Raw genomic sequence first — 13,725 nt, forward strand, 5'->3', positions numbered from 1 at the left:
CCTGTGGTATCGTAAGATGAAGGAAGAACATATGTCTTTGTAGAGCGCTTCTATAGGCAGGTAATTTCGACGGATTGGGATTTTTTCTCTCGATAAAAAGAACGATCCGTTCAATTCTGCCGTCGAAGAGGCAGAGTTATCTTATCCGCTTGCATTAAGGCGGGTATTTTTGTTGGAGAAGGGGGAAGGGTTATGTTACATATCATAGGCTCAACGTCCGTAAAGGAAGGACAGAAACGTTTGTTGGAGCGATATATTCAAGGGAGTTTGAACTCCCGAACCTACTTTATTGTTCCCGAACAGGCGACTTTGATCACGGATATGTGGTTGATGGAAGAACTGAAGGAAGAGGCTTTGATGGATGTACGGGCAGTCAGTTTTGAACGGTTGACAAGGGAAGTCCTGTCGGTTACCGCAGGCAGGAGACGTCCCTTCATCGATGCGGTCGGAAAGTCTATGGTCCTGCGTACGGTATTTGAAGATTACAAGGATGAATTTCAAGTGTTTCGGGAGGGGGCACACAATCAGGACTTTCTTTCTCACGCCCTTCGTCTGCTGACGGAGTTGAAGCGATCGGGCATCTCGTGTCAGCAGTTGGAGGAGGTTGCAGCTTCTTCAGACAGTGAGATCCTTCGTCGGAAGCTTAGGGAGATTGCCCTGATGCAGCGAAGGATGAAGGAGATTTTAGAAGGGAATTATTCCGACAATGAGGATCGTATGCTTCTTCTGTGTGAAGAGATCAAAAACGCGCAGCATTTGAAGGGTGTCGATATCTATCTTACTTTTTTTAACGGATTTACGGGTTTGGAATACGAAGTGATCGGGGCTTTGTTGGAAAACGGAAACGAGGTTCAAATCAGTCTTCCCTTGGGAGAAGAAAGAAGGGGATATGTCTCGGATAATGTGTTTTCCGCGACGGAGGAAACTATGGCAAAACTCCGAAAGCTTGCAGAGAAGAGGGGCATCAAGGTAGAGTTTGAGTACTGCAAAGCGCAGGAAGGGAATAAAGAACTTGCCTTCTTCGGGAAGGAACTGTTCTCTTTTTCCAAGGTCCTTTATCAAGATGAGCCTGAAAGCATAGAGTTGAGGGATCATCAAAGTACGGAGGAAGAAGTCCATGCGGTTGCTCGTAAGATCAAAGAACTTGTGATGTATCGGGGGGCACGTTATCGCAATATAGGACTTTGTGTCACGGACAGCAATGAGTATGTGAAGAGGATCAGGAGAGTTTTTTCGATGTATGACATCCCCGTGTTCATCGATGAGAAGAGGGAACTTTTCGCAAATCCGATGATCGCGTCGATCAAACACCTGATCGAGTGCATGGCCTTTCATATGGATTACGCCGGTCTCTTCACTTTCTTGAAGCTGGGTTTTGCCAATCTCGAGAGACGAGAGATCGAGGTGCTTGAGAACTACAGTATTTCCCACAAGATAAGAGGCATGATGTACTTTGAGCAGAAGTATTTTGAACGGGGGATTATGGAGGAAGAGGAGAGGCAGGAACTGCTTGGAATCCAAAAGAAACTTACCCTGTTTCTGTCGGACTTCTATAAGCAGACAAGAAAGAAAAAGACAGTGAGTGAATTTGTTCGTATCCTGATAGATTTCTTGTTGGAGAATCACTTTCCCCGAAAGTTGGAGAGCTATATCGAAGAGCTTGAGGAGGAAGGACTGCTTGATTTTGCCAATGAGAACAGACAGGTCTGGGATGTGTTTATTGATATCGTAAACCAACTTGTAGAGCTTGTCGGTAATCGAAGAGTGGACATCGAGGAGTTTGGTGAAATTTTGATGTCGGGGATGGAAGGGCATGAGATCGGTATCATTCCTCCGGCACAGGATCAGATCATGGTTGCGACCTTGGATAGAAGCAGAAACAAAACGGATGACTATCTCTTTGTGCTGGGATTGTGCGAAGGATATTTTCCCAAGCAGCATGCGGAGGTCTCCCTGTTCACTCGGGAAGAACGCTCGGAGTTGGAGAAAAGTAAGGTGGAGCTTCCTTCCGTGCCGGAGAAGGTACGTGCCGAGGAGAGGCTCAGCTTCTACCTTAATACAACAACGGTAAGCAAGAAGCTGTTTCTATCTTACGCCCTGAGCGATCACACGGGCAAACCCCTGCGTCCTTCCTACTACGTTACGAGGCTCAGAGAGATGATGATTGCACTATCGGCCGTGGAAAAAAAGAGTTCTCCGGTCGAAGCCGTCTACGGAAGGAGACCCCTGCTCCATCTTCTTGCCCGAAACCTCAGGGAGGTTATCGAACGAGGCTGTGAGGAAGAACTGTTTTGGAGGGAGGCGGTACGTCTGCTTTCCAAGCGAAGAGACGAAGAACTTGAGCGTTTGATGAAGGCCCTGCAAAAGACGAAGGAGGCGCGTTATATACAGAGCAGGCATATCGGAAGAATGTATGGAGACAGAGTCAACTTCAGCACATCGAGACTGGAGCAGTTTTCTTCCTGTCCTTACAAACACTTTGTCCGTTATGCCCTCTCGCCTAAGGAAAGAACAAGCTATAATATGGAAGCGACGGACATCGGCATCCTGCTCCATGAGAGCATCGATGAGTTCACTGCCCGATTGAAGAGGGACCCTTCCTTTTCGGAGGAGAAGTGTCGGGAGGAGATGGATGCTATCTTTGAAGAAAAGGCGAAACAAAGGCTGGAAGTTTCGTTTGAAAACACGCCTCGAAATCGATATATGCTCGAGAAGTTGAAGAAGACGGCCTGTGAGGTCGGAGGCAGAATATTCAGGCAGATGAAGAAGGGAGAGTTTCGTATCTGGGGTCAGGAGGTGGACTTCGGTTACAAGCAGGAACTGCCCGCAGTCACCCTGTTGGAGGATAGAGCCTATCTCAGGGGCAGAATCGACAGAATCGACGTGATGAGCAGGGAGTCGCAGACCTACATCAAGATCATAGACTACAAGACCTCGAGAAAGAGCTTCGACCTCTCCGATGCGTGGAACGGGCTGGATATTCAGTTGATCGTATATCTGTTTGCGAGCCTTTACAGTCGAGCCTTCGGAGAAGACAAGGTATTGCCTGCAGGGGTTTTCTACTTTCCTGCAATCGATCCTTTGGTCAAGGCGGAGGACGAGGAGGAACTGGAGAAGGCACGCAACAGTAAGACGTTGATGAAAGGGATTGCTTTGAAGGATGAGGCTGTCCTGCATGCCATCGACAAGACCATCGACGAGTATTCGAGTGTTTTTTACGGAACGGGCAGGAAGAAGTACGACGAGAAGGAGAACCTGCTCTCCGAGGAAGAATTCGATCGTTTGATCGAACGTGTGTTGGAACTTGCAAAACAGATAGCTCAAGAGATTTTAAGCGGCAGGATTGAAGTCTCGCCCGTCTACCGAGGTCAGGAGGACACCGCTTGTACCTATTGCAACTACAAGTCCATCTGTCGCTTTGACGAGAGGGTGGAAGATGAGAAGTACAGGCCGATTCGAACGCAGAGCGATGAGGAGATCAAGGTGTTGTTAAATTCCCGAAAGGAGGCGGAAGGACATGAGTAAGGAGAAGAAAAAAGTAAGTTATACAAAGGAACAGCTTTCCGTCATCAAAAAGCAGGGAACGAACATTTTGGTGTCCGCAGCGGCGGGATCGGGGAAGACGGCGGTCCTCGTGCAGAGAATTTTGCGTATTCTTCAGGAAGAGCAGGTGCCGATTACCAAGATGCTCATCGTGACCTTTACCAATGCGGCGGCAGGAGAGATGAAGGAGAGAATCCAAAAGGTCATGGTCGAAAAAATCATCGAAGATCCCGATGACAGCAGTTTCCTACAGGAGCAGATGAGCACAATGGGGGAGGCTTCGATCAGCACCCTCCACTCGTTTTGTATCGAGCTGCTTCGGGAGAACTTTCATCATCTGAATCTCTCGCCCTCGTTCAAGGTCGCGACGGGTGCAAATGCGGATGTACTTCGCTCGGATGCGATGCAAGAGGTGCTTGAGAGGTACTACGAGGAAGGAAGTCAAGATTTTATCCGTCTTATGGATGCTTATGGGGGGGAGAAGTCCGACGACAACTTTGTCGAGCTCATCGACAGGATTTTCCGTTTCGTTCAGGGGCAGAGTGAACCGTGGCAATGGCTGGAAGAAAAGACACAGGCGTTTGATATGGGTTTTGACGACTTTCTGCGTTCTCCCGTGATGGAATTCTATCTCGAGCAGATCGGGGATGAACTTCGCCTTGTCCGGGAGAGTATAGAGGAAGCCTGCAAGGTCAGCAGGGAGAACGATCTTCCCTACTATGAGAACTTTGCGGATGATGCTCGTTCGGTGGAACTCCTGCAGGCGAAGTTGGATCTTTACATCGAAGCTACAGGTCGGTACTGCAAGGACGGATCAGGTCTGTACGAGGACTTTGTCCGAGCTTTAAACAGCCTTTCGTTCAGTCGTCTGAAATCGGTCTCGAAGAAGCAGAAGGAAGCGGGGCTTTTCGATGAAGAACTGCTCGATGAAATGAAGGAGGTTCGAAACTCCGAAATCAAGGGGAGGATTAAGAAGCTTCAAACGGACTTGGTACAGGAAGACCTGATGAGACTTTATGAGGAGTCGCTTGAGTTATATCCGATGATGAAGGTCCTGTACCGCTTTGTCAAAGACTACTACGAGGCCTATCAGATCAAAAAAAAGGAGATGGAACTGGTCGATTTTTCGGATCTGGAGCATTTTGCCCTGGAACTGCTCAAGAAGGAGGAGGTTCGCTCACAACTTCGGGAGAGGTTTGAATACATCTTTTTTGATGAGTATCAGGACAGCAACCTTGTTCAGGAAACGATTGTTGAGGCGATATGTAGGCACAACAATCTCTTCTTCGTAGGGGATATCAAACAGTCCATCTATGGGTTCCGACTTGCCGAACCCAAGTTGTTCCAAAGAAGATACCGAAACTATGCGACGGGAGAGGGCGGTTCTTCGGTCAAGATCGACCTGTCCAAGAACTTCAGAAGTCGGGAGGAGATCCTGAACTTCTGCAACGATATATTCTATGCTCTGATGACTCCTTCCTTAGGCGAAATCGATTACACCGCCGAAGGGCAGGCGTTGGTGCCGGGAGCGAGTTTTCTTCCTCAGGAGGACAGCGTAGAGTTCTATCTCGGAGAAAAGTCCGAGGAAGGTAGTATCTCCCACCACATTATTGCGAGAAGGATACTGGAGTTACAGGGACAGAAACGAAGGAAGCCGGGTGGCGAGGAGGAAGAAATTCATTTTAGGGATATGGTCGTATTGATGCGTTCTCCCAAGGGAAGTGCCAAAGACTTGGAGAAGGTACTCAAATCTTACGGAATTCCGTGTTACCTCGACTACTCTTCCGTGGGCTTCGATGTAATCGAGATTCGAAGCTTGTTGGAGTATCTGCGTCTGATAGACAACGAAATGCAGGACGAGGCTCTGATCGCTTCGATGTTGTCCTATTTCGGGGGATTGGACGAGGACGACCTTGTCGAGATCCGAAGTCTGCAAAGGGAGGGAAGTTTTTACAATGCAGTTATGTCCTATATGGAGGGGGGCGAAGACAGGGACGAGGTTTTGGTTCGTAAAATCGATGATTTCTTCAAGGAGGTGGAGCGTTGGAGGAGCAGGGAGAAACTTCTCGGTTTGTCGGACTTCGTCTTTGAACTTCTGACGGAGAGCGGGTATCTGAACTATCAGAACCTCCTCGAAAAAGGGGAGGAACGGGTGGAAAACCTGAGGGGTTTTCTGCAGAAGATCGAGGAATACGAGGCTTCCGAAAATGCAAAACTCTTCGGTTTTCTTCAATACGTCGATCGCATCCTCAAGGAGAGGGGAGACTCCCTCGAGGCGATGGGTCTGTCCGAGGGTGCGGATGTCGTCCGTATTATGAGCGTGCATAAGAGCAAGGGATTGGAGTTTCCCATTGTATTCCTGACGGACTTGAATCGCAACTTCTACTTTGCCGACAATCGTGAAGCGGTAATCCTGCACAACGAATTGGGGCTGGGACCGAGGTATGTCGACTTGGAGAAGGGAAGCTATCGGGACAGTTTCTTCAAGAAGATGATACAGAGGAAGAAGAAACAGGAGCTGTTGTCGGAAGAGGTCAGGATTCTCTATGTGGCACTTACAAGGGCAGTCGACAGGCTGATCCTGATCGGGGAGACCTCCAACCCTTACAAGGCGATAAGCGAGGCTTATCGGGGAACATTGAAGGAAAAACTCTTCAAGGGAAGGTCTTACCTCGGTTGGTTGTTGCCCATCCTTGTCAGGCAGAGGAACGCGACAGGGCTTCGTGCCTTTGCGGATCTGGTCCCGGAGGAGGCAAGACTGATTGAGGGAAGGAGCGTGTTCTCGTTCCATTCTTTGAGTATGGATGACCTTGAGGAGAAGGAAGCGGAAGAGCGAGAGGATATGAGAACCAAGGTCGAGGACTTCCTCGCCTGTGAGGATGGACCGAGCGAGGCGGAGAAAATGAGGACTTTGCTTGAGGAAAGACTCTCCCTTACCTACCCCTATCAGGAAGAGGTACTGCTTCCCTACAAGAAGGGGGTCAGCAGACTGCTGTTTGAGGAAGGCCGTGAGAAGGAAGAGGCGAAAAGGCTTTTTTCTGAAACAAGAGTGCAAGAGAACGCGGAAGAAAGAAAAGGGAGTTCTTCCTCATTTGAGGAAACAGAAGTTTTGTCCGATACGCCTTCCTCCAACGGCTTGGAGCAGACTTATCGATTGCCGGATTTTATGCAGGAAAAGACGGGGCTCAGTTCGGCAGAGAAAGGCAGTCTTGCTCACTTCGTGATACAAAATTTGGAACTCAAGCCTCAAACCTCGGACGAATTGAGGGCGAAGGTCGAGGATATGAGACAAAGAGAGCTGTTGACCGATGAGGAAGCGGAAGCGGTCGAAATCGAATGGCTGACCTCTTTCCTCGAAAGTTCTATAGGCAAACGATTGATGCTTGCAGACAAGGTATATCGGGAACAGCCCTTTATGATGGCGTATAACAACTACCGTCTGGAGGGGATCATCGACTGCTACTTCTTTGAGGGCGAAAAGCTGATTTTGATCGACTTCAAGACGGACAGGTACAGGGATGCGGAGAAGCACCGAAGACAGATGGAGATTTATGCGAAGGCCCTGGAGAAGAGTTATCACAGAAGGGTCGACGAGATCCATATCGTATGGTTGCGTTACGGCAGGAGTTCAAGGATCTTGTAAGAGGAGAAATGCAAGGAGATTCGGATTTATACTAAAATCCAATAAAAAAATGACAGGTGTATGGGAGATATAGAGATAATACTATTATTCTTTTGAGTTGTGGATATAAACAATCTGTGAACAATAGAAGATAAAACAATTTTTCGTAGTCAAAAAATAGATATATCCATACTTCTATTGGAGAATAGTATAAAACAGAATTTATAGTAAATGAAAGTGCAATCGGAACGAGGACGTTTCTGGAGCTGAAAACCAAGTCGTGAACCATAGCATCAGAACTCGCCAAGGCCTCAAACAGCTGATTTATATCGATGGTTCACCCGTTTGGAACGGCTTAGCAAACTTCGTCATTCACTGCGTTTACCTTTCTCTTCTAGGCAATGCTCCGCTGTTCGCTTTTTGAATCAATCGCAAGCTTTGCTTGCCCTCGAGAGCAGAGTTATCGTTCTTTGTTTTTCACTTATACGATATTGATTTGCAAAAACATCAAATATTTTTGCAAAAATGGTTAAGTATTTTGAATACGGGTATGATAAGTGACATAGGATAAAACACTGTCCGATTGTATAAAAATTAAGGGAGGAAATAAAGTTATGAAAATGTTAAAAGAATTTAATCAATATCTATCCAATTTGTCCGTATGGATCGTAAAATTGCACAATATTCACTGGAATGTGGTAGGAGAGCAGTTCGTAGCAGTTCACGAGTTTACCGAAGCGGAGTATGACAAGGCTTTTGAGAGAATGGATGCGGTTGCCGAGCATATGAAGATGCACGGACATTTTCCGGCCTCTACCTTGAAGGAGCATTTGGAGCTTGCTACGATCAAGGAAGAGCCGACAAGAGCATTCAGCTGCAAAGAAGGCTTGGAGCTTGTATTGGCTGATATGGAACAAATGCGTAAGGAAGCAATCGCTTTGAGACATGCTTGCGATGAGGAAGATTGGTTTGCCGCAGTAGCTATGTTTGAAGAGCATATTGCAGATTATAACAAGCAAATTTGGTTTATCAACTCCATGTTGTCCAAGTAAGAAGAAGTAAGAAATCCGCGGTTCATCCGCGGATTTTTAATTGCCCTTTTTGTCTGCAATCAAAGGTTTGAGTGCAGTATAGATTTCGCTTGATTTTTTATGGTCTTTGCTCGGAAACTTCTTCATCAAGGCGTTGTTAAGCTCCATTTTTGTCTTGCAGTTTTGGAGTATTTTTGTTACGGCGGGAGCATCGGACTTGTCCTTAAGCAGCTTGGCTACTTGTTTTTCCAAATCATTATCCATCGTCCGTTTCTTTTGTTGCACCGTGACGGGAACAACAGAGGTATCTGAGGCGGGCACGGTTTCCTTCTCCTCCAAAACGATATCGCTTTGAAAATATTCCTTTAATACTTTGTTGAGAAAGAGCTGTTCCTCGGTCTGTGTTTGAGAGTTGTTCTGTACCTCTTGCTTTGTCGTTGTGGAAATAACGGTATCCTCGGCTGTTTGTTGTTTTGAAACGATATCGCTTTGCAAGTAATCCCTTATCATTTTATCAAAAAAGAGCAGTTCCTCGGCCTGTGTTTGAGAGTTCTTCTGTATCTCTGGTTTTGCGGTTGCAGAAACGACGGGTGTATCCTTGGGAAGGTCGGCTGTTTGTTCTTCTGAAGCAGTATTGTCGCGTGAGTATTCTTCTGCTACTTTCTCACAAGGACTCAGTGCATCTTCTTGTGTTTCAGCCTTATCTTCCGAGGCTTGTTCTTTTTGCTTTACTACATTTGTAACAAGACTTACATTTACCTTTCTTTTCTTCCAATAGTCGACGAGGCTTTCATATCCTTTATCTTGGCTGACGATGCAATAATCATACTGATTCTCCGCATTTTCACAGATGATATATCCAAGGTAGGAGGACAATTGGAAGTCTAAAGCATTCTTATATCCGGCGATGACTCTTCGAAACAGTATTGTTGCTTTCGATTCGTTTAATCGTCTGTGAAGTCCGAAGGTGAGGCTGTCTGCATGCTCGGTGTAGAAAATACAGACGATATCCTCTTCAGAGAGTTTGTTTACTCCATTGAGACCCTGAGTTCTTACATTCTCATAATCTACGAGATAATAGTTCATTGATGTACTCCTTTTTACTTGATGTAGTTATTTTAACCTATGGACAAAAATCTGTAAAGTCTGGCGTTTCAGTGAGAGAAAAATATGTTTATATATCCGTGCAGTATCCGAAACCTCCTTGATGAAGAAGGTAATACCGAGCGGTTTTACGGGAGTCTTCCTTCGATTGATGGATATCAAGGGTTTGCACTCCATAGAAGAGAAAATGAATTTTTGTGGTTGAAAAATACTCATACAGATAACCGGACAATGCAACAGGTAATAGTATAATACTATTATTCATTTGAGTTATAGATATAAGTAACCTGTATTCAACAGGAAATAAAATGGATTTTTGTGATCATAAAAATAAATATAACCACGCTTCTATTGAAGAATAGTATAAAAAACAGATATACCCATACTTCTATTGGAGAATAGTATAATACTAAAACACCCCGATGAAGGAGGTTCCAAGCATCGGGGTGTTGAAAAGGAGAAGAACGCTGTTTATTTTGCCTGCGACTGGGGAATTCCCGTTCTCGCCTGCTGTCTAAGTTCTTCCGCTGCTCGTTGTCGTTCATATGCGTGCATAATCAATGCAACGGTTACGACACCGTAGCTGAGGAAGGTACGGAAGTATTCTCCGATCATGGCATCTCCCGTCAGAGCCTTTCCAGCCTGAGGCATAACGATGAACATCAAGTGGAAGAGGGCCGTTCCCACAAGGGCGTTGGGGATGGATGCCTTCGATACGCTCGCTCCACCGACGAGAAGGGATGCCGCCGCATAGAGGGCTGCCTGATCCTGACCGGCATATACATTGAGGGTACCGATATTTTGCAGGTAGATAATCTGACCATAACATGCAAGTACAGTAGAGATTACGATGGATTGGATACGGATCTTATCCGTATTCAATCCCGCGTTGGATGCCACCTTCTGATCCTGACCGACTGCCCTCATGTCGTGGCCGAGTTTGGTCTTCTTAAACCAGATGGTAAAGAAGCAGAGGGCGACGATGAAGAGGATGGTTACGACCGGCACTTCAAAGGCAATGGAGTCCTTTCCGAAGGGAAGGTTCACCGTAAAGCTTAGAATGGAGTCAAACCCCCGCGCTGCATCGAGTTTCAGGGCATTTTTAATTCCATATCCCTGCGAAAGAATGATTTTTTTGTTTCGGAAGGGAATGACAGAACCACAGAGATAGAGCAACAACAGCATATAGATTCCCAAGATGAAAAAGGACAGCATCATTGAGGTAATCATCTCCCGACCTCTTGCACGGTTCAAGACACGTCCCGAGAAGTTTCCAAGTAAAATGGCGATCGGTGTTCCGATCAGCGCAGCTACCAACAGTCCCTGAAATCCCGTGACACCCCAGTCCGTAGCAAAGATAAGACCGATCTGACCCGCCATGGATCCGAGGGGAATACCGAAGTTGATTCCCATACCTGCAAGGATGGGGATGATAAGAGAGAGTACGAAGAAGGTGTTTCGAACCATCCTTCGAGCGAGTTCTCCCGAAAGGTAGGACATGGGCGGCTTTGCAATGGCGATCCCGGCTCCGCATATCAGAAGGAAGAGAATGGGAACCATGTATTTTCCAAGACTTCGTTTCAAGTTCTTATTCATCATGCTTTGTTCCTCCTTGTCAATGCGTAGATAATCATTCCGTTGGTTACAATGATACGGATGACCTCGGAAACGTCGATGTTCAAGGCTCCGTTGATTACGATGGGAGTCATCGTCAGGATACCTTGGAACAGGAGGGTACCAATAATGACGTTTAAGATGCTGGCCTTGTTTAGGCTCGCTCCCCCGATCAATATCGCCGCAACCGACTGGAAGGTAAAGGTAAGCGGTGCGGTGTAGAGCTGGATATATCCGTAGGACTGTTGGTAGACGATGATACCGATCGCTGCAATCGCCGTCGAAAGCATGACGGAGATCAGTCTCATCCTGTCGATATTGATTCCTGCAGCTCTTGCGTAGTCCGGGTTGGAACCTACGGCTGTAATACAGGTACCGAGCTTCGTCTTAAAGAAGGCCCAGATGACAAAGGCCCCGATGGCGAAGAAGAGGAACATACCCGTCGGCACCCTGAGTCCCGATGTAATGTTGAAACTCAAAAAGTTGGAGATCACTCCTACCGTCCTGCTCGTTCCGTCGGCGAAGACTTCCTTCGTCATCCAAAAATCCGACACCGGGATCTGTTGACGAAGACCCGAACCTCCATAACTCATAACGGATACGGGATTTTTGTAGGGGAGTACGACCCACATGATGCTCATAAACGCGGCAAAGGAATAGCCTACATAGGTTGCGATCAACATCTCGTCTCCTTTGATTCGATTGAGCAAAAATCCGTACAGGGCACCGAGTATCAAAGAAACAAGCACTCCGAAGACCACTGCCATAATAATACCGAAGAGTCCGGTAAATCCGAATTCGATACTGGTGATCCCTCCCAAGATTCCTCCGATAACACCGATGGGTAGACCGAAGTTCAGTCCACAACCCGATTGGATCATCGGTATCATGGAAAGCACCAGGATGGAGAACATACCGAAACGGCTGATCACGTTTTCAAACGATTGGTCGAGCCTGATACCCGCCACGGGTGCGGCAAGAAACAGGATGAAGAGAAAGAGGGCAATGATGATCCTCGGCCAACCTACTCGCTGTATAAAAGACTTAGTTTGCATTCTCGCTACCTCCTTGCACAGACTCACCGCTCATAAGAAGACCGAACTTTTCGGCAGGGTCATTCGGAGAGAGGATTCCTGCGATTTTTCCTTCACAGATGACCGCGATCCTGTCGCAGATCGAACGAAGTTCTTCCAACTCCGAAGAAACCATGACTACAGTAGTCTTGTCTTCAACATTGGTCTGTTTGATCGCATCGAGGACCAGTTCTTTTGCTCCGATGTCGATTCCCCTTGTAGGTTCCGAAACGAAGAGAAGTTCGGGTTCCATGGCAAAGGCCTTCGCCAGACAGACCTTCTGTTGGTTTCCTCCTGAAAGGTTCTGTGCCTTTTGTCCCGGTCCCGTTGTTTTGATGGCGAGTTTATCTATATAGTCCTTTGCCAAACTCTTCATTGCCACTTCATCGCGGAATTTCAGACCGACGATTTTTTTGATAAACTTATCTTGAATCTGCATGGCGTTGAATGCGATATTCCAATAGATCGGCTCTTCAAGCAGAAGGCCTACCCCTCGTCTGTCCTCCGATACAAAGGCTATCTTTCGCTTCAAGATATCGAAGGTATCTCCGAGTTTCAGTTCGCTGTTGTTGAAGACCACCTTCCCGCCGACGGGATAGGTACCCAGGATTCCATTGGGGATACCGAGTTTTCCTTGTCCGGCAAGACCTGCGATTCCAAGGATCTCTCCGCGTTTGACCTTGAGGTTGACATCGCTGACCTGCTCTCCGGGCATGTCCACCCACAGATGTTCGATTTCCATGATATGATCTTCATCCGAGATCTGCGCACGCTCGGAAGAGGATTTCTTCTTCTTTTCTCCTTCTTCACGCCCGACCATTTTCTGTGCAATCTCTTCCACCGTCATTTCAGAGGAAGGTTTGTTCTCGACAACGATACCGTCACGAAGGATGACGACCTTATCGCACAGGGTGAGAATCTCACGCAGTCTGTGGGAGATAAAGATGATGGAAATACCCATAGAAGATACTTTTTTTAGAGAATGAATAAGTATATCCGCCTCGGTTTCTGTCAGTACGGCGGTAGGTTCGTCCATGATAAGAAGCTTGACATCCTTTCTGGTCATTTCTCTTGCGATCTCGATAAACTGTTTATGACCTACCGGCATCTCGCTGGTCAGCGAGTTGGGGTTAATCTCAACACCCAAGGTGTCCAAGGATTCTCCTGAGATCACAAGGTTGGCCTTGGTATCGATACTCTCATACTTCTTACCGAAGACCTTGGAGATGACCGAAGGGTTGGTTTTTTCCATATTAAGTGTAATATTTTCCGAAACGGTAAAGCCCGGAATTAGATTAAATTCCTGGTGAACCATCCCGATTCCCGCATTCAAAGCGTCGATGGGGCTTTTGAAGTTGATCTTCTTGTTGTCGAAGAGGATCTCTCCATCGAAGCCTCCCGTATCGGCTATGACACTCATACCGAAGATGATATTCATAAGAGTTGATTTTCCGGCACCGTTTTCTCCGACCAGTCCGAGGATCTCTCCGGGTTTTATATCAAAGTTTACATCTTTGAGCACGACATTTCCGTCAAAGTGCTTTCCGACATTTTTGGCTTGCAGTAGTACTTCTCCCAAAATAGAATCACCCCTTTACTTAAGTGTAGTTTTGTTTTTTCTGTTCTTTTGAGAGGACCTTCCCGAACTTCTGCGGATTTTTATTTCCGATGAAGGAAGGATCAGGCGTTGGGGAAGGGTTTTGAATTAAAAAGAACCAACGGTCTGAGAAGACCGTTG

At 46.8% G+C, this 13,725-nt stretch carries 7 protein-coding genes; 3 read left to right on the forward strand and 4 right to left on the reverse strand.

Features of this window, described 5'->3' with window-relative positions; translation table 11 throughout:
• Window positions 1–192: 192 nt before the first annotated feature.
• From ACFO4R_RS08305 to ACFO4R_RS08315, 3 genes are all read left to right on the forward strand, one after another.
• Window positions 193–3,525, forward strand: coding sequence for a PD-(D/E)XK nuclease family protein (locus ACFO4R_RS08305; protein WP_379788621.1), 3,333 nt, complete (start codon window positions 193–195; stop codon window positions 3,523–3,525).
• Entirely contained in the window at window positions 3,518–7,186 is a 3,669-nt protein-coding gene (addA, locus tag ACFO4R_RS08310) for a helicase-exonuclease AddAB subunit AddA (RefSeq protein ID WP_379788622.1), read from the forward strand. The genes ACFO4R_RS08305 and addA overlap by 8 nt, the downstream gene beginning before the upstream one ends.
• A gap of 593 nt (window positions 7,187–7,779) precedes the next feature.
• Complete coding sequence (locus tag ACFO4R_RS08315) at window positions 7,780–8,217, forward strand: Dps family protein (protein WP_379788623.1); 438 nt, start codon at window positions 7,780–7,782, stop codon at window positions 8,215–8,217.
• Window positions 8,218–8,253: 36 nt separating this feature from the next.
• Here the strand turns inward: ACFO4R_RS08315 and ACFO4R_RS08320 are convergent, their stop codons facing one another.
• From ACFO4R_RS08320 to ACFO4R_RS08335, 4 genes are all read right to left on the reverse strand, one after another.
• Window positions 8,254–9,282, reverse strand: a complete 1,029-nt coding sequence (locus ACFO4R_RS08320; RefSeq protein ID WP_379788624.1) for a PIN domain-containing protein — start codon at window positions 9,280–9,282, stop codon at window positions 8,254–8,256.
• 489 nt (window positions 9,283–9,771) lie between these two features.
• Window positions 9,772–10,899, reverse strand: a complete 1,128-nt coding sequence (locus ACFO4R_RS08325; RefSeq protein ID WP_379788625.1) for an ABC transporter permease subunit — start codon at window positions 10,897–10,899, stop codon at window positions 9,772–9,774.
• Complete coding sequence (locus tag ACFO4R_RS08330; RefSeq protein WP_379788626.1) at window positions 10,896–11,969, reverse strand: ABC transporter permease subunit; 1,074 nt, start codon at window positions 11,967–11,969, stop codon at window positions 10,896–10,898. Before ACFO4R_RS08330 ends, ACFO4R_RS08325 begins: the two co-directional genes overlap by 4 nt.
• On the reverse strand, window positions 11,959–13,566 hold the full coding sequence (locus ACFO4R_RS08335) for a sugar ABC transporter ATP-binding protein (RefSeq protein ID WP_379788627.1): 1,608 nt from the start codon (window positions 13,564–13,566) through the stop codon (window positions 11,959–11,961). Before ACFO4R_RS08335 ends, ACFO4R_RS08330 begins: the two co-directional genes overlap by 11 nt.
• Window positions 13,567–13,725 lie beyond the last annotated feature (159 nt).

The sequence above is a fragment of the Filifactor villosus genome (assembly GCF_042652965.1).
In the GTDB taxonomy this organism is placed as follows: Bacteria; Bacillota; Clostridia; order Peptostreptococcales; family Filifactoraceae; genus Filifactor; species Filifactor villosus.

Bases quoted from the DNA above. Each gene is read 5' to 3' on its own strand.
- ACFO4R_RS08305 (WP_379788621.1), top strand. From the start codon at position 193: ATGTTACATATCATAGGCTCAACGTCCGTAAAGGAAGGACAGAAACGT.
- addA (WP_379788622.1), top strand. From the start codon at position 3,518: ATGAGTAAGGAGAAGAAAAAAGTAAGTTATACAAAGGAACAGCTTTCC.
- ACFO4R_RS08315 (WP_379788623.1), top strand. From the start codon at position 7,780: ATGAAAATGTTAAAAGAATTTAATCAATATCTATCCAATTTGTCCGTA.
- ACFO4R_RS08320 (WP_379788624.1), bottom strand. From the start codon at position 9,282: ATGAACTATTATCTCGTAGATTATGAGAATGTAAGAACTCAGGGTCTC.
- ACFO4R_RS08325 (WP_379788625.1), bottom strand. From the start codon at position 10,899: ATGATGAATAAGAACTTGAAACGAAGTCTTGGAAAATACATGGTTCCC.
- ACFO4R_RS08330 (WP_379788626.1), bottom strand. From the start codon at position 11,969: ATGCAAACTAAGTCTTTTATACAGCGAGTAGGTTGGCCGAGGATCATC.